This window comes from Lacrimispora sp., from assembly GCF_031982545.1.
GTDB lineage: Bacteria > Bacillota > Clostridia > Lachnospirales > Lachnospiraceae > Lacrimispora.
The window spans coordinates 259,122-277,315 of the sequence record NZ_DALYXB010000001.1 but is presented as its reverse complement, the minus strand read 5'-3'; the positions used below and the strand labels follow the sequence as shown (position 1 = coordinate 277,315).

Annotated in this window: 15 protein-coding genes; all 15 read left to right on the top strand. The window is 43.5% G+C overall.

Translation table 11 applies throughout. From position 1 onward, the window contains the following. Nucleotides 1-2 precede the first annotated feature (2 nt). The 15 genes from cysT to ABS301_RS01195 all read left to right on the top strand — a co-directional run bounded on the left by cysT (nt 3) and on the right by ABS301_RS01195 (nt 18,115). On the top strand, nt 3-854 hold the full coding sequence (cysT, locus tag ABS301_RS01265) for a sulfate ABC transporter permease subunit CysT (protein WP_349670461.1): 852 nt from the start codon (nt 3-5) through the stop codon (nt 852-854). A gap of 12 nt (nt 855-866) precedes the next feature. Then, complete coding sequence (locus ABS301_RS01260) at nt 867-1,703, top strand: sulfate ABC transporter permease (protein WP_349670460.1); 837 nt, start codon at nt 867-869, stop codon at nt 1,701-1,703. 20 nt (nt 1,704-1,723) lie between these two features. Continuing rightward, entirely contained in the window at nt 1,724-2,788 is a 1,065-nt protein-coding gene (locus ABS301_RS01255) for an ABC transporter ATP-binding protein (protein WP_349670459.1), read from the top strand. 34 nt (nt 2,789-2,822) lie between these two features. Then, complete coding sequence (locus ABS301_RS01250; RefSeq protein WP_349670458.1) at nt 2,823-4,511, top strand: adenylyl-sulfate reductase subunit alpha; 1,689 nt, start codon at nt 2,823-2,825, stop codon at nt 4,509-4,511. Continuing rightward, nucleotides 4,492-4,803, top strand: coding sequence for a ferredoxin family protein (locus ABS301_RS01245; RefSeq protein ID WP_349670457.1), 312 nt, complete (start codon nt 4,492-4,494; stop codon nt 4,801-4,803). The genes ABS301_RS01250 and ABS301_RS01245 overlap by 20 nt, the downstream gene beginning before the upstream one ends. A gap of 13 nt (nt 4,804-4,816) precedes the next feature. Then, nucleotides 4,817-5,719 (top strand): sulfate adenylyltransferase subunit CysD, encoded by a 903-nt coding sequence (gene cysD, locus ABS301_RS01240; protein WP_349670456.1) that lies wholly within the window; start codon nt 4,817-4,819, stop codon nt 5,717-5,719. Next, on the top strand, nt 5,719-7,407 hold the full coding sequence (locus ABS301_RS01235) for a sulfate adenylyltransferase subunit 1 (protein WP_349670455.1): 1,689 nt from the start codon (nt 5,719-5,721) through the stop codon (nt 7,405-7,407). Before cysD ends, ABS301_RS01235 begins: the two co-directional genes overlap by 1 nt. 609 nt (nt 7,408-8,016) lie before the next feature. Next, nucleotides 8,017-10,071 carry a methyl-accepting chemotaxis protein gene (locus ABS301_RS01230; RefSeq protein ID WP_349670454.1) on the top strand — a complete coding sequence of 685 codons (2,055 nt, stop codon included), beginning with the start codon at nt 8,017-8,019 and terminating at the stop codon, nt 10,069-10,071. Between the two features lie 25 nt (nt 10,072-10,096). Then, nucleotides 10,097-11,854, top strand: coding sequence for a methyl-accepting chemotaxis protein (locus tag ABS301_RS01225; protein ID WP_349670453.1), 1,758 nt, complete (start codon nt 10,097-10,099; stop codon nt 11,852-11,854). A 203-nt stretch (nt 11,855-12,057) separates the two neighbouring features. Further along, complete coding sequence (locus tag ABS301_RS01220; RefSeq protein WP_349670452.1) at nt 12,058-14,013, top strand: methyl-accepting chemotaxis protein; 1,956 nt, start codon at nt 12,058-12,060, stop codon at nt 14,011-14,013. Nucleotides 14,014-14,382: 369 nt separating this feature from the next. Then, nucleotides 14,383-15,063, top strand: a complete 681-nt coding sequence (locus tag ABS301_RS01215; RefSeq protein WP_349670451.1) for an amino acid ABC transporter permease — start codon at nt 14,383-14,385, stop codon at nt 15,061-15,063. Further along, entirely contained in the window at nt 15,023-15,700 is a 678-nt protein-coding gene (locus ABS301_RS01210; RefSeq protein WP_349670450.1) for an amino acid ABC transporter permease, read from the top strand. Before ABS301_RS01215 ends, ABS301_RS01210 begins: the two co-directional genes overlap by 41 nt. A gap of 2 nt (nt 15,701-15,702) precedes the next feature. After that, nucleotides 15,703-16,455, top strand: a complete 753-nt coding sequence (locus ABS301_RS01205; protein ID WP_349670449.1) for an amino acid ABC transporter ATP-binding protein — start codon at nt 15,703-15,705, stop codon at nt 16,453-16,455. An 18-nt stretch (nt 16,456-16,473) separates the two neighbouring features. Next, nucleotides 16,474-17,352: a cysteine ABC transporter substrate-binding protein gene (locus ABS301_RS01200; protein ID WP_349670448.1), complete on the top strand. Its 879-nt coding sequence runs from the start codon at nt 16,474-16,476 to the stop codon at nt 17,350-17,352. Nucleotides 17,353-17,491: 139 nt separating this feature from the next. Beyond that, complete coding sequence (locus tag ABS301_RS01195; RefSeq protein WP_349670447.1) at nt 17,492-18,115, top strand: TetR/AcrR family transcriptional regulator; 624 nt, start codon at nt 17,492-17,494, stop codon at nt 18,113-18,115. Nucleotides 18,116-18,194 lie beyond the last annotated feature (79 nt).

Here is an 18,194-nt window from a genome sequence, read left to right as displayed (position 1 = left end):
ACATGACGAAACAGTTAGATCGGGCAGGAAAAAGCCAGCGTGTCATACCAGGATTCGGACTGAGTATGGGGATCACTCTTTTCATGCTTTCGGCCATTATACTTATTCCCCTTGCATCAGTCCTGGTATACTCCTTCCAGTTATCACCCCGGGAATTTTTAGAACTGATTACAAAGACCAATGTGGTGAATGCGTTTAAGACCAGCCTGCTATGTTCTCTTTTTGCTGCATTTGTCAACAGTGTGTTCGGTTTGATTCTCGCCTGGGTTCTTGTCCGGTATGAGTTTCCCGGCAAACGGATTATGGATGGAATCATTGAACTTCCCTTTGCCCTTCCCACTGCAGTAGCAGGAATCACACTGTCTAAACTGTATTCCGATACCGGGGTTATGGGCGGATTCCTTGGGCTTTTGGGGATAAAAGCGGCATATACCAAGATCGGGCTGACCATTGCCCTGATTTTTATCGGAATCCCATTTGTGGTCCGGTCCATTCAGCCGGTTCTGGAGACACTTGATCCACGGTATGAAGAGGCAGCGGCAATACTTGGAGCAGGAAAGTTCCACACCTTCCGAAAGGTAATTCTGCCGGAGCTTGGACCTGCGCTTTTAACTGGTTTTGGTCTTGCCTTTGCAAGAGGAGTGGGGGAATACGGCAGCGTGATCTACATATCAGGCAACAATGCCAGGAATCAGACGCAGGTGGTTTCCTATGTGATTATGCAGAAACTCAATTATGTGGATTATCCCGGAGCAACGGCAATTGCTCTTGTGATGCTTTTTTTATCCTTTCTGATTTTGCTGCTAGTAAATATGGTTCAGGTACATCAGGCAAAGCGTACCAGCTGTTTATAGGAGGGAACATGTATGAAGATAAAAGGTAAGTGGATTCTCATAGGAATCAGTGGGGTATTTCTTTTTTTCATGCTGGTTCTGCCTCTGATCTCTGTTATCATTAATTCCCTGAAAGAAGGAATGGGCTTCTACTTTCAATCACTGGCCACCCCTACTGTAAGATCGGCGTTTGGGGTTACTGTGCTGGCAGCTGTGATTGCAGTCGTCGTTAATACCATCTTCGGAATTGCTGCAGCGTGGCTGATAACCAGATTTTCTTTTAAAGGAAAACAGATTCTCTCAGCAGTCATTGACATACCATTTTCCATTTCCCCTGTTATTGCAGGGCTTGCTTTTTTAATGACATTTGGAAGAATGGGCTGGGCAGGCGGTCTGATTGCCAGACTGAATGAGGCTCTTGGAACGAATATCCAGATCGTATTTGCCGTTCCGGGAGTGGTGCTTGCCACTGTATTTGTCACATTTCCATTTGTATCAAGGGAAATTATACCGGTACTTCTGTCTGTAGGAAAAGAAGAGGAAGAGGCGGCAGCGCTTATGGGGGCAGATGGCTTTACCATATTCCGGAAAATAACCTTTCCTCATATCCGCTGGGCCCTTCTTTATGGGGTAATTCTCTGTACGGCAAGAGCACTTGGAGAGTTTGGCGCTGTCCATGCTTTGTCAAAGACCAGAGGAGAGACATTTACCCTTCCTCTGGAAATCGATGCCCTCTATCTTTCCAATTCATCGGAGTCCATTACCTCGGCATTTGCTGTCTCTTCCATTCTGGTTCTTATGGCAGTAGCAGTGCTGATCATACGAAATATAGCAGAGCATCAGGCAAAAAAGAATGAGGAAAACCATTAATGTGAAGTCAGGAGGGTCTTATGTACATAGAAATGAGAAATATTGAGAAATCATACGGAGATTTTAAGGCTTCCAAAGAGGTAAATTTTGGACTTGAAAAAGGAACACTGGCAGCCCTTCTTGGACCTAGTGGAAGCGGGAAAACAACAATCCTTCGTATGATTGCTGGTTTTGAAACACCGGATACCGGTGATATCTTGATCGATCAGAAACGAGTCAATGATCTGCCTGCTGCAGACAGAGGAATCGGTTTTGTATTTCAAAATTATGCACTGTTTCGATATATGACGGTCTATGAAAATATTGCTTTCGGTCTGGAAGTGAAAAAGATTAACAAAAAGCTGATTAAAGAGCGTGTCATGGAACTGCTTTCCTTAACTGGCCTGGAAGGATTAGAAAAGCGCTATCCCAATCAGCTTTCCGGCGGACAGCGTCAGAGAGTTGCATTTGCCAGAGCACTGGCACCAAGTCCGGGACTATTGCTCCTTGACGAGCCATTTGCAGCAATTGATGCAAAGGTGCGTCAGGAACTTCGCAGCTGGTTAAAGGAGATGATTCATAAGGTGGGTATTACCAGCATCTTTGTCACCCACGATCAGGATGAAGCAGTGGAGGTAGCAGATGAAATTATTGTCACCAATCAGGGGAGAATCGAACAGATTGCAAATCCGTTTGAAATTTATAAAAATCCGGCTACTCCCTTCGTCGCTGAGTTCATCGGGCAGTCCGCCAGAATGGATGGATATCATAAGCTGAAAGGATTTGAAAAGGGTGATTTTACAGGGGCAATTATACGGCCGGAATTTGTGGAAGCATTTAAAAGTGACAATTTGAAATTTCAGGATGTGATGAGATGTTCGGAAGAGGGAATCATTGAAGATATTTCATTCCGCGGAAATTATCTGGAGGTCCGTCTGAATGTAAACGGAGTTTCCTTAACAACCCGCAGATCCTTAGAACGGCGTCCTGTTTCCGTTGGAGAAAAGATGCATGTGATTGTTTACCGGATTTATGCTTACGATGACAAGAAAGCGTATCTGCTGGAAAATTCACTGTTAAACGGAGCCAATATCGTCACATTCTGACATAGAAAACAGAGATCTTACAGAGGAGTCAAAAATGAGTATAAGGTTAAAAAGGGAAGTTATGACGGCAGATGTCCTGATCATAGGGGGAGGGACGGCTGGCTGTTATGCGGCGCTGACTCTTTCAAACCATTCAGATTTAAAGGTCATCGTTGCCGAAAAAGCAGGGATTAAGCGGAGCGGCTGTCTGGCAGCAGGGGTAAATGCTATTAATGCCTATATTACTGACGGGCAGACTCCTGAGGATTATGTGGATTATGCAATGAAAGATGCGGCGGGCATTGCCAGAGAAGATCTTCTGTTAACGGCAGCCAGGAGATTTAATAAAGTGACCGCTGATTTAGAACGGCTGGGGCTTGTGATCCTAAAGGATGAAACGGGCAATTATGTGACAAGAGGAAAACGCAATATTAAAATTAACGGAGAAAATATAAAGCCCATTCTTGCTGATGCCGTATTGCAGGCACCAAATGTCACGGTTTTAGAACACGTAAATATGACTGATCTCCTTGTGACTGGCAGTGAAGTAAAAGGAGCAGTGGGGTTTCATATGGAAGAGACCACCGCTTATGAAATCCGGGCAGCAGCAGTTATTGTGACTACCGGAGGTGCGGCTGGTCTTTATAAACCCAACAACCCGGGTTTCTCCCGTCATAAGATGTGGTACCCTCCATTTAATACAGGTGCAGGTTATGCCATGGGAATTAAGGCAGGTGCAGAAATGACCTCCTTTGAAATGCGGTTTATTGCACTCCGATGCAAGGATACCATAGCACCTACCGGAACCATTGCTCAGGGAGTCAGAGCGAAACAGATCAATTCAAAAGGTGAGATTTACGAAGAAAAATACGGAATCACCACTAGTGAACGGGTCTATGGAACCGTAAGGGAAAATCAGCTTGGCAATGGCCCCTGCTATCTTCACACAGAGGGAATTGAAAAGGATACAGAGGAGGATTTACTGAAAGCATACTTAAATATGGCGCCCAGCCAGACTCTTCGGTGGCTGCAAAGCGACAGGACCCCTGGAAAAGAGGATGTGGAAATAGCCGGAACCGAGCCTTATATCGTTGGAGGGCACACTGCAAGCGGTTACTGGATTAATACCAACAGGGAAACCACTGTAACCGGTCTGTATGCAGCAGGTGACGTAGCAGGCGGCTGTCCCCAGAAGTATGTGACCGGCGCCATGGCAGAAGGGGAAATCGCCGCACTTGATATTATTAAAAAAGGCCGGAGAATAGATGATTCCTATGAGGCTTTATCCTTTGCTGAGGAAACGTTCCGGGAGTATGAACGCATTTTAAATGGCTCAGAGGCTGTTTTTACAGCAGAGGAACTGGAAGAAGCCATGCAGAAGGTGATGGATGAGTATGCAGGAGGGATTTCGGTCAATTATCAGTATAATGAAAAGCAGCTGAAGCTTGGGGAAGAAAAAATACTGGAACTCACGAAACTGACCAGATATATCAATGCCTCCGACATGCATGAGCTGATGTTTGTCTACGAGCTGCTGGAACGCCTGGTGGTATGCCGGTCAGTGATTGCCCATTTAGGTTTCAGAAAGGAGACCAGATGGCACTCCTTCCAGGAAAATCTGGATTTTCCTGGGTCAGATGAGGCTTACCATAAATTTGTTAACTCCACGATGAAAGACGGAGCACTGGTTTTAAGACTCCGTGACATAGGAAAGGAGACCAATTATGAGCATACGGATATCTAAAGAAGCATGTGTGGGTTGTCTGGCATGCACCAGAGTGTGTCCGGGGAGTCTGATAAAGGAAAAAGACGGGAAAGCATTTATAAAATATTCCAGAGACTGCTGGGGATGCGCTTCCTGTGTAAAGGAGTGTGGGTTTGGAGCCATTGATTTTTACTTAGGAGCTGATATGGGTGGAAATGGTACGGTAATGAACGTATCAGAACATGGTGATCTCCTTCTTTGGAAAGTCACAAGACCCGATGGTACCGTCCGCATTATTGAGGTCAACGGTAAGAATTCGAATAAGTATTAGAGGAGAGATGATTATGAGCAGATTAACCCATCTGGATGAATTGGAAGCAGAGGCAATATATATTATCAGAGAGGTAGCCGCCCAGTGTGAGAAGCCGGTTATGCTCTATTCCATTGGAAAGGACAGTTCCGTCATGCTTCATCTGGCGCTAAAGGCTTTTTATCCGGAAAAACCGCCTTTCCCATTTCTCCATGTGAACACCACCTGGAAGTTTAAAGAAATGATTGAATTCCGGGACAGAACAGCGAAGGAACTGGGAATTGAGCTGCTGGAATATATTAATGAAGACGGCGTCGCACGGGGAATCAATCCATTTGACCACGGTTCTTCCTATACTGATATCATGAAAACACAGGCATTAAAGCAGGCATTAAATAAGTATGGATTTACTGCAGCTTTTGGCGGAGGCAGACGGGATGAGGAAAAAAGCAGGGCAAAGGAACGGATCTTCTCCTTTCGGAATGCTGCTCACGCCTGGGATCCTAAAAACCAGAGACCGGAGATGTGGAAGCTCTACAACACAGAAATTTATAAAGGAGAGAGCATCCGGGTATTTCCTATTTCCAACTGGACGGAAAAGGACATCTGGCAGTACATAAAACAGGAGAATATCCCCATTGTTCCATTGTATTTTGCAGCGGAAAGGCCAGTGGTTTATCGGGATGATGATATTATTATGGTGGACGATGACCGTATGAGGCTATATCCCGGAGAGGTTCCCCAGCTTAAAAAGGTTCGTTTCCGGACGCTGGGCTGTTATCCCCTTTCCGGCGGCGTTCTTTCAGAGGCGGTTACCATTGATCAGATCATTGATGAAACGTTAAGTTCCGTAGAATCAGAACGGACCAGCCGGGTGATTGACAAAGACGGCGGAGCCGCCAGTATGGAAAAGAGAAAAAGGGAGGGCTATTTCTGATGAACGGATTGCTGAAATTTATTACTTGCGGAAGTGTGGATGATGGAAAATCCACTTTGATCGGTCATATACTCTACGATTCCAAGCTGCTGTATGCAGACCAGGAAAAAGCGCTGCTGCTTGACAGTAAGGTGGGTTCCAGAGGCGGTGAGATTGATTATTCCCTTCTTTTAGACGGTCTGATGGCAGAGAGGGAGCAGGGAATTACCATTGATGTGGCATACCGGTATTTTACAACGGAGAAGCGAAGCTTTATTGTTGCGGATACACCGGGACACGAAGAATATACAAGAAACATGGCGGTAGGAGCTTCTTTCGCCCAGCTGGCAATCATTCTGGTGGATGCGAAGCAGGGGGTTCTGGTACAGACCAGACGCCACTTAAGAATCTGTTCCCTTATGGGAATCCGTCATTTCATCTTTGCAGTGAATAAGATGGATTTGGCAGATTACAGCCAGGAACGATTTGATGAGATCAGCCGGAGCATCAGGGTTCTTACTGAGGATTTGTCTTTAAAACATGTAACGATTATTCCTGTCAGCGCTACGGAAGGGGATAATGTAACTGTAAAATCAGATCATATGCCCTGGTATCAGGGAGTTACCCTCCTATCCTGCCTGGAACAGACAGAGGTTACTGAGGATGCTGGAAACGGTTTTTATATGCCAGTACAGAGAGTGTGCAGGCCTGACCATGAATTTCGCGGATTTCAGGGCCAGGTGGAATCAGGAACCGTCACGGTGGGACAAAGCCTTACGGTACTTCCGGGAAATGAAACTGCAAAAGTAAAGAGCATCCTGGTGGGAGACCGGTCCGCTGACCAGGCGGCCGTGGGTCAGGCAGTTACCATACAGCTTGACAGAGAAGTAGATGTGAGCCGGGGAAACGTTCTGACTGATCAGGATCATCTGCCTGTAAGCAAAGAAGTGAAAGCTTCCATCTTATGGATGGATGAAGTGCCGCTTAAGGAAGGAAACGATTATCTGCTGAAACTGGGAACAAGAATGCTTCCTGCAGTGGTCAAACGTATTGAGTACCAGGTGGATATTAATACAGGAGAGCATTTACCTGCTGATGAGATTGGTAAAAATGAAATTGCGTCCTGTCTGCTTGAATTTTCCCAACGGATACCGGTTGATGAATTTAAAAAAAATAAAACACTGGGAGAGCTGATTTTAATAGACCGGATCAGCCATATGACATCAGCCTGCGGAGTGGTGGAGCAGGTGGAAAACGGCGACGAAAAACCATACTTTGAAAAAGGCGGATTACGGGCAGGCGGATATATTTTTGAAGAATTCTATTTTAACCTGGAAAATGCCTTCCTCTCCAGACAGAAGACAAAAGAGACCACCTATCGTCAGGGCGACGTCGTTTCTGTTTCGGGAGACAGCTTCCATTATCCCGACTTTTTTGATGTAATATCTTTGGATGACTCCGTGGCAGTACTTGTGCGTAATCAAACAATCCTGGATATCATAAGCCTTGATGATTATAGTTATTCGGGATTACCAATACTTGATGAAAGAGGCTTTGCCTTAAAAATCAGTTCCAAAGAAGATTTGTCAGACTGTCTTCGTGAATTTAATGATCTGGGAGCTGATAATAAAATCGCTTTTCATAATAAATGGTCTAAATTCGAAACGTTCCGACGGATTGTATGTAACGAAAATTTCTGGATTATTTAATTTGACGTAAAAATAGCCTGCAAACTTAAAATTTACAGTTTGCAGGCTATTTTTACGTCTAAATATGGCAGCATTGATTACATATTTTTTTAATAGTTTAATTGGACATAATGTACAAAAATGGCGCAGTATACTTGATACTGCGTGGTGAAAATTTGTGAAAATATAATATATTTTTATTATACATCACACGAAATTATTTGTCAAATATTAGTATATTATGTAGAAATATGTATATTAACAAAATTATTGCAGCGATTTCAAGCCTGATCTGGGTCGTTTTATTAAAAACATTTAGTTAAGCCGTCAAATCATTGGTCATTTTAATTAAAAGTTTTATGTGAGAAACAGAGAATAAATGTATTGAAAAAATTTATATCTATACATAGAAATATATTTTAATTCCGTCATTCTACGCGTCCGGCTCATAAAATATGCTGATAATAAAAGGGTTTTCTCTGACATTACGCAGTATCAAGTATACTGCGACTATTACAGGCGTGCATTTTATACATTAACTTCAATCACGGTTTTGCAGTAATTTTAAAAAAAAACCAGATTAAATGAAGCCTGAACGCCCAGAAATAAGTTGAAAAAAAGGAGAAAACTATGTCGGAGCATACTTCTGAAAAAAGCGGGAAAAAGGTTCACAAATATGGTTTAAAAAGTCTGCTGACTAAAATACTTTTTTTTGTTGGAATCCCTGTCATTTTGTCTTTTTGCATTGTAGGTGCTGTCATCTTGTTTCTGGTTAAATCCAGTGTGGAAGAAATGACGGAAAAAGAACTGACTGCAAGAACACAGGCAGCGGCTGAGGAGATGGAAGGTTATTTTAATCAATACAAACATAAAGCCGGTCAGCTGTCAGACACAACCGCATTTCAAAAGTTCTTTCAGGATCTAAAGCCTGGAACCAATATATCTTCAGCACCCGGATTTGATGATATCAAACAGACTATGGTTCGGTCATATGAGAAGGATAAGGAATCCGTGGTAGCATTCTGGGTTGCAGATATTGATTCCAGCCAGCTGGCACAGTCAGATGGCTTTGTTTCAGATCAGACCTATCGTGTGAAAGAACGTCCGTGGTATCAGCTTCTTGTGAATTCCGGTAGTACCATTATGACAGAGCCTTTTGAGGATTTTGCTACCAAGGCTCAGATTGTAAGTATTATAGCACCTGTCTTTGCGGCAGATGGGAAAGAAATCATCGGAGCGGTAGGAATTGACTTTACTCTTGATGGATTGGTAAAAACAATTGGTTCATACCAGCTTGGAGAAACCGGATTTTACATACTGACTTCAAAAGAGGGACAGGTAATCTTTCATCCGGACAAGGATATGGTAAATAAAAAGATAGCAGATCTTAATATTTCCCAGAACATGAAAGATGCCCTTTCTTCTTCCACAGAAGGATTTCAGTCCTTTACTTCAAATCAGTCGGAAGTGGAAGGATATGTACGTAAAGTAGGGGATACGGGCTGGACCGTAGCCGCAGGACTTCCGGTAAAAGAGTTTTATGAGGGATACAGGGCGATTGCGGCATCCATGATCGGAGTTTTTGCGGTTGCATTACTTGTGGTAATCGTCATGGTTCTGATTATTTCCAATATGATTGTTGCACCTCTTAAAAAGCTGACGAAAACGGCCAACCTGATTGCAGACGGCAGACTGGATATATCGGCAGATGTAAGCTCCAATGATGAAACAGGACAGATGGCTCTTGCACTTAACCGCACCGTGGTCCAGTTAAACAGGTATATCGGATATATCCATGAGATCACTCAGGTGCTTCAGGTAATGGCTGATGGGAATATGCAGATAGAGCTTCATCAGGATTATAAAGGTGAGTTTGCTCCGGTAAAAGAAGCGCTTTTAACCATTTCCCAGTCTTTAAACAGGACGTTAAAGCTCATTCAGTCCAGTGCTGATGAGGTGGGAATCGGAGCAGATCAGGTATCTCAGGGAGCTCAGACCCTGGCCTCCGGTTCCGCGGAGCAGGCGGCAACCATTGAAGAATTAAGTGCTTCCATTGAATCAATGTCTGATCAGGCACAACAGAATTTAGAGCTGGTAAAGAAAGCTGCGGGTTCCGTTTTAGTATCGTCACAGGGACTTTTAAAGAGTAATGAATTTATGGAACAGTTAAGCTCAGCTATGAGGGAGATCAGCAGCTCTTCCGATAAAATAAACAGCATTACAAAAGTAATTGAAGACATTGCTTTCCAGACCAATATTCTTGCGCTGAATGCAGCGGTGGAAGCTGCAAGGGCAGGAGAAGCAGGAAAGGGATTTGCAGTAGTAGCGGATGAAGTCCGTAATCTTGCTGAAAAGTCAGCCGAAGCAGCCGGCCAGACGGCTGCCATTATTGTACATTCTTCAGAAACCGTATTAAAGGGAGAGAAACTGGTGGTTATTACTGCAGAAACATTAAATGAAGTTGCGGTAAACTCTGGTTTTGTAGAAAGGGTTATTGGAGAAATTGAAGCTTCCTCCAAATCACAGGCGGAAGCAGCAATACAGATGTACCAGGCTCTCAGTCAGGTATCATCAGTGGTACAATCCAATGCTGCAACTGCAGAGGAAAGCTCTGCTTCCAGTGAGGAACTGGCAGCTCAGGCACAGACACTTCGGGATGAAGTGGGAAGATTTAAACTTAGCTGAGAATATTACTAATGAGAGGATACATATGAAAAAATTTAAAAACTACAGTATTTCAAAAAAACTCATTACAGGGTTCCTGACCGTTACTTTTATCATGCTTTTAGTTGGTGCAGTGGGTCTCCTTGGTATGGCGCGCATTGATGCAATGGATACTTACATGTATCAGGTAAAAACTGCTCCCATGAATGATTTGATTCTTGCCATCGAGAACTTATACCAGATAAAATCTGATTCCAGAGATATGGTGATCCAGACAGGAGACAGCCAGAAACTAAGTGAACTGGAGCAAAACTATAAGACAAAAAAAGAAGAATTTTTAAATCATGCAGCAGCATACAAAAAATCCATTGATCCGGCAGATTCAGAATCTCATGGAATTATTGACGAGGGTGTAAAACTGTTTACGGATATTTACGATCCAGCAGTATTAAAGTGCCTGGAGGCTGCTAAGGGAGGAAATCAGAAAACGTCATCTGCCGCACTTACAGAGAGTTCTGATCAGATTCAGACCATTTATGATGACTTTAATACCCTGATCAGCAACCGTATGGACGGAATCCGTTCCACCAGTGAAAATAATGACCGGACTGCCGCATTTGCCTCTTTTATTCTGATCGCTTTCGTAATCATGGGAGCAGCCGCAGCCATATATCTTGGAATGAGGATTTCTAAGATGATCAGTGAGCCAATTGGTCATGTTGTGGAAGCAGCAGACAGAATCTCACTGGGTTATACAGATGCGAATCTGGGTGACATTGATTCAGAGGATGAGACAGGAAAACTGGCAGATTCTTTTAAACGTATGTTAGAGAGCATCCGCAGCCAGACTGCTGCAGCAGAGAACATCAGCCGGGGTGATTTTACCCGGGAAGTTCCCGTAAGATCAGAAGGTGATGTCCTGGGACTTGCACTGGAACGGATTAAAAATGATTTAAATCAGACACTGCTTACCATTCGTACGGCTGCCCAGCAGGTTCACACCGGAGCCGAACAGGTATCTTCCGGTGCTCAGGCGCTTGCTTCCGGTGCCACCGAGCAGGCTGCTACCATAGAAGAGTTAAACGCCTCTGTGACAGGTGTGGCCAGACAGGCAGAACAGAATGCCGGGAATGTGGAAAAGGCCACTGTTTACGTCCGGGAAGCAGGGGATGGTGTAAATGAAGGAAACATACATATGCAGAAACTCAATGATACGATGAAAGAGATCGGAGCTTCCTCTCATAAAATTTCCAGCATTACAAAGGTAATTGAAGATATTGCGTTTCAGACCAATATACTTGCTCTCAATGCGGCAGTTGAATCTGCCAGAGCGGGAAGTGCGGGAAAGGGGTTTGCAGTGGTGGCAGATGAAGTCCGCAATCTTGCAACCAAATCTTCTGAGGCTGCAAGACAGACGGCAGAACTGATTGAACAGTCTGTTAACAGAATTACAGATGGAGAAAAATATGCATCGGAAACAGCTGTGATTTTAAAAGTCGTATCCGAAAAAGCATCTTTAGCGGTTTCTGCCATTCATGAGATCTCAGAGGCCTCATCCAGTCAGGTTCTGGCCATTGAAGAGATTAACCAGGGTCTTACCCAGGTGTCCTCCGTCGTTCAGACCAATGCCGCAACTGCCGAAGAAAGTTCAGCTTCCAGTGAAGAGATGGCGGCACAGGCAGAAATGCTCAACCAGGAAGTTGGAAAATTCAGTCTTAGTGACGGTGAACCTGTAATAAACCGGTATGAGAGTCCTGCTTTTGTGACCTCTGCAACGATTGATTATAGCAGCGACAAGTATTAAATCAGATGATTTTCCTCCATTGTTGATAGATATTATCAATAATTTTGTCGAAAATTGTAAAACCATTTTGACACATTTGAAAAAAAGGAATATACTGGATGTAAAAAAGAAGGGGGAGTAATCTCCCTCTTTTTTGCTCCGGAGATTTAAAGCACCAAGATGTTTACTTTCCGGATTATTTAACGGAGGAGGCGTAAGTATTTATGAAATACTTAAAAAGCAAGCTTATAGTTTTTGTTTCATCGTTATTGGTTTTAACAGTAGGGTTTTTAACTGCGATCACTTCTATTTTTAATTATCAGAGTTCTCTTGCAGAAGCAAAGAAAAATTCATCCTATCTGGCGGCATCCTATCAGCAGGGAATTGATTCTGTACTTGACATCTACCGGAACCAGATTAAGATTACTGCATCAAAGAGTTTTTTAACAGACGGAAAAACTTCTGCAGCAGAGCAGAAGCGTCTTCTGGAAGAAGAAGCACAGGCAGCCGGGTTTGCTTATATTACTATCGCTGATTCCAATGGGAACAATGATAAAGGAGACCAGATTGGAGATCAGGAGTTTTTTAAGCAGGCAGCCAGCGGAGTAACTTATATTTCCAGTCCGTTTGTCAAGGAAGATAATAATTTAGTATTTTATATCGGAGCTCCTATTGGCAGCACTGGAAAAGTGCTTTACGGTCTTCTCCCCTATAAAGCGTTCAGCGATGAACTGACAAAGATTAAAATTGGAGAAAGCGGATATGCATTTGTGGTAGATAAGGAAGGAAAAACTGTGATTCATCCGGATGCCGGCAACGTAAGTAATCCGAAAGATTACTTTGAAATGGCAAAGCAGGATTCCTCATATGAGCCAACCGCTAAGATTTTTAAGGCCATGATGGATGGGAAGACAGATACGGGATTCAGTTATTACAACGGGGTCCGCCGTCTGGTGGGATATACTCCTCTTAGTGGTCCGGAGGGCTGGTCCGTGGCTGTGACGACTCCATTGACTCAGATTGAAGGAAATGTCCGCTTTACTCTGCTGATGAGTGTGATTACCGGTCTGATTCTTCTTGCAATATCCATTCTGATTATAAGAGTCTTTGCACAGCGGATCACGAAGCCGATTCTTGAGGCAACTAAGCGCATTGAGCGTCTGGCTCATGGCGATTTACAGGATGATGTGGAACTTACCAAAGGAAAAGATGAAAGCGCCCGCCTGATTCTTGCACTTCACAATACCATCAGAGAGCTTCGTTCTTATATCATGGATATTTCCCATGTGCTGAATGCTGTGTCTAATAATGATCTGACGGTTACCAGTTCGGTGGAGTACATGGGAGATTTTGTTCCCATTCAGACAGCCCTTAATAAGATCCTGTATTCCCTTAACGCCACATTGAAAAACATCGCCTGTTCAGCAGAACAGGTTGGTGCAAGCTCCGCCCAGGTCGCTTTGGGAGGACAGAATCTGGCTGCCAATTCCACGGAGCAGGCGGCGACCACAGAGAGCTTAGTTTCATCTCTGGAGACGGTCTCCGGTCACATAAAGGATAATGCCCAGTATTCCCTTACTATTAAGGATATGACGGAGTCAGCAATTCTTGAGACCAGACAGGGAGATGAGGAGATGAAGAAGCTGCAGGAATCCATGGCAAGCATTGATTCTTCCTCCAAAAAGATCCAGGAGATCATACATATTATTGATGATATTGCATTCCAGACCAATATTCTGGCATTAAATGCCGCCATAGAGGCAGCCCGTGCAGGGGAAGCAGGAAAAGGATTTTCCGTTGTTGCAGATGAGGTGAGAGAGCTGGCTGGAAAAAGTGCAGATGCTGCAAAGCAGACTACTGATTTAATCCACAGCACCATGGAATCCGTTGCCCAGGGAAAACGAAACACAGAGTCCACTGCTGAAGTATTTGAAAAAATTGTGGAGCAGACCAATACAATTGATACACTTGTATCCAAGGTATCCCAGTCATTAAAGAGACAGTCGGACAGCGTGGCCCAGTTAGAAGACGGTATGCTAAAGATTTCCATGGTTACCCAGTCTAACTCAGCGACAGCAGAAGAAAGCGCTGCTACCAGCGAAGAATTGTTAAGCCAGATGCAGATGTTAAAAGAGCTGATTATGCAATTCCAGCTTTCTGATGCAAGTGACCAGCTTTAAATTCTTTCTAAATGAATAAGAGGTGCCCTGATAAACAGCTGATAGCTGCTTATCAGGGTATTTTTTTGTGCCAGTCAATTTCCGTTAAAAAATAATTGACAAATAGTTTTCATCATAGTATTATACATATATAAATAGTATGTTTATAGGGAGAATAAAAATGAATCATTTATTTATGGTTGTACGGGAAAATATGAGGCTGTGTTGTTTTTGCTGTAGATGCTTCGCAAGAAGAGATACGGTTTTTTCCAGTGCGCATATGAATATCTGATTTCCTGCAAATTCCTGTGACAGACCAGACATGGAAAAAAGGGGGCAGATGGGCGTTCATCTGCTTCCTTTTTTCATGAAATCAAAGGAGATACCAATATGGACTTTGAATTTATACGTGCGTATGCGCCGCTTTACGCCAGTGCCGCAGTCTTAACACTGACCATTGCATTTTTTGGAATTTTACTGTCAGTTGTGATCGGTCTGCTGTGCAGTCTGGTAAAGATTTTTAAAATACCGGTATTAACAGCCATTGTGAACGGGTACATAGAAATATCAAGAAATACACCCTTGTTAATCCAGCTGTTTTTCCTGTATTTCGGTCTGCCTAAGATTGGAATTGTATTAAGTTCAGAGACTTGCGCCATTACAGGTCTGGCTTTCCTTGGAGGAAGTTATATGGCAGAAGCATTCCGTACCGGAATTGAACAGATTCCAAAGATCCAGACAGATTCCGGTTTAAGCCTGGGTATGACGGGGCTTCAGATATTCCGTTTCATTATACTTCCCCAGGCGATTGCAACTTCCGTTCCGGTCTTCTGTGCCAATATCATTTTCCTGATAAAGGAAACATCTGTATTCAGCGCAGTTGCTCTTGCAGATCTTATGTTTGTGGCAAAGGATCTGATTGGTATTTACTATAAGACAGACGAAGCACTTTTTATGCTGGTCATCTCGTATTTACTGATTCTTCTGCCAGTATCCGCTTTTTGTACCTTATTGGAAAGGAGGGTGCGGTATGCAGAATTTGGGAATTCAGATCCTGTTTCAGGGAAATAACTTTTTAAGGCTGTGGGAAGGTTTGTGGGTTTCACTAAAGCTTGCGGTTATATCAATGTTTTTTTCTGTCTGCCTGGGGATGCTGTTTGGCATGGTAATGACCAGCACGAAAAGGCCCGTACGTTTTCTATGCCGTCTGTATCTTGAGACAGTACGGATTATGCCCCAGCTGGTACTTTTGTTTCTTGTTTATTTTGGAGCAGCAAAGCATTTAAATGTGAATTTATCAGGAGGAACCGCCGCAGTGCTGGTATTCACCTTCTGGGGAACTGCCGAGATGGGAGATTTAGTCCGAAGTGCACTGGAGTCCATACCTGTTCATCAGTATCAAAGCGGTTACGCCCTTGGCTTTGGTAAGATAGGCGTTTACCGCCATATCATCATATCCCAGACCATTCGCCGGCTTTTACCTTCCATGATGAATCTTCTGACAAGAATGGTTAAGACCACATCGTTAGTGGTTCTGATCGGCGTAATTGAAGTGGTTAAGGTGGGAAAGCAGATTATTGACGCCTCCCGCTATACAGTTCCGGATGCAGCTCTTTGGGTTTACGGCGTTATCTTTATCATGTATTTTGCAGTCTGTTATCCATTTTCCAGGGCAGCGGCTCTGTTAGATAAGAAATTGAGGGATTGATTATGAATGTGGAAGAAATTTTAAAAACGGAGCAGCTGAATAAGTCCTATGAAAATGGATTAAAGGTACTAAACGATATTACATTTTCCCTGAAAAAGGGAGAAGTGTTTGTAATAATTGGCCCTTCCGGCTGCGGAAAAAGCACCTTTTTACGATGTTTAAACATGCTGGAGCCAGTGGATTCCGGCACCATTCGTTTTAAAGACCGTGTCATTGACAGGGCGAATAAAGATGTTTATGAGTTGAGGCAAAAAATTGGAATGGTATTTCAAAGCTATGATTTATTTCCTCATCTGACCATTCTTGATAATATACTTCTGGCTCCCATTAAGGTTCAAAAGAGGGAAAGATCAGAAGTGACAAAAGAGGCTGAGGAACTTTTAAAACGGGTCGGTCTGTCAGACAAAACAAATGTCTATCCCAGACAGCTGTCAGGTGGGCAAAAACAGAGAGTTGCCATAGTGCGGGCGCTTATGATGCATCCGGAGATCCTTCTCCTGGATGAGATAACGGCTGCTTTGGACCCGGAGATGGTCCGGGAAGTTCTGCAGGTAGTGCTGGAGCTTGCAAGAGAGGGAATGACAATGGTGATTGTAACCCATGAGATGGAATTTGCAAAAGCAGTTGCAGACCGGGTTTTGTTTATGGATCAGGGTGTAGTCGTAGAAGAAGGAAGTCCGGAGGAGTTTTTTAACTCTCCCCAAACAGAGAGAGCAAAGCAATTTTTAAATATGTTTCATTATGAAGCTCGATAGAAAAGGAGGATATTATTTATGAAAAAGGGATTATTAAGTGCATTACTTGGAATTACCATGGCAGCGGGGCTTTTAGCAGGCTGCAGTCAGGCAAAAGCACCGGCAGGAGCACCGGCACAGGAGGCTTCTCCCTCAGCAAAAGCCAGAACTCTTGATGATATTAAGAAAGCCGGTACCATCCGCATCGGAGTGTTTAGCGATAAGAATCCATTTGGATATGTGGATTCCAACGGTAAGATCCAGGGATATGATGTTTACTTTGGAAAAAGAATTGCAAAAGATTTGTTTGGCAGTGAGGATAAGGTGGAATTTGTCTATGTGGAAGCAGCAAGCCGTGTGGAATACTTAAAATCTGCCAAAGTTGATGTCATACTCGCTAATTTTACAGTGACTGATGAAAGAAAAGAACAGGTAGATTTTGCACTTCCTTACATGAAGGTTGCGCTGGGAGTGGTATCACCGGATAAGGCTCTGATCTCTGATGTTTCCCAGTTAAAAGATAAAACCTTAATTGTAGTAAAAGGCACGACTGCAGAGACTTATTTCTCCCAGAATCACCCGGAAGTAAAGCTGTTAAAGTTCGATGAGTACCAGGAGGCATATGATGCTCTTGCCGACGGAAGAGGGGATGCATTCTCCACAGACAATACGGAAGTTCTTGCATGGGCGATTCAAAACAAGGGATTTACGGTAGGAATTGAATCCATCGGAAATCTTGACACCATTGCTCCTGCAGTGCAGAAAGGCAATACGGAACTTTTAGAATGGCTGAATGGGGAAATTAAAGCTTTAGCAGGGGAGCAGTTCTTCCATCAGGATTATAAAGAAACCTTAGAACCTGTATACGGAGATGAAATCGATCCGGAGAATCTGGTAGTGGAAGGCGGTCAGGTTTAGATCTGACAGATGATAATTTTCACCCATGAGAGAAGAAATGTTCGTTATTGAGAAAAAATAACCGGCAGGGCGTGTTGACGCCCTGCATTTTTTGTATGATAATAACATCGTTATATAACAGTGTTATAAAGGAGAATAAATGAGTACTCAGGGAAATGGAAATGATACACGCCTCGCTATCCTGGAAGCGGGGAAACAGGAATTTTTAAAGTGTGGTTATGAAGGTGCTTCCTTAAGACGGATTGCAAAAGAGGCCTGTGTGACAACAGGAGCGATTTATGGGTATTTTCCGGGCAAGGAGGCGCTTTTCGAGGAATTGACCGGAGATGCAGCAGACGGACTGATGGAAAAATACAAAGCGATGCATGTGGATTTTGCCGCGCAGCCTCCGGAAAAGCAGGCGGAAGCCCTTGATGTGATTTCCGATGAAACTGTTCCATGGATGGTGAATTATGTTTATGACCGCTTTGATCTGTTTAAACTGATCTTCTGTAAAAGCAGCAAAGAATACTGTGACAGTTATTTAAGTGAGCTGACGGAGATTGAAGAAGCCTCAACCTGGGAGTTTGTAAAGGCAATGAAGGAATTGGGGCATGATGTCATGGAGATAGACAGCACCATCATTCATATTTTAGCACGGTCGTTTTTCCAACAGCTCTGGGAGTTTGTAGCTCATGATGTTCCCAGAGAGAAGGCTCTGTCTTATGGGCTGGTACTTGGAACCTTCCAGCATGCGGGCTGGAAAAAAATTATGGGGCTATAATGCTCCATATTATTTTGAATAAGAATTAGCTTAAACTAACTAATGACTGATTAAAATCAGTCAGAGGAGGAAAAAAGGT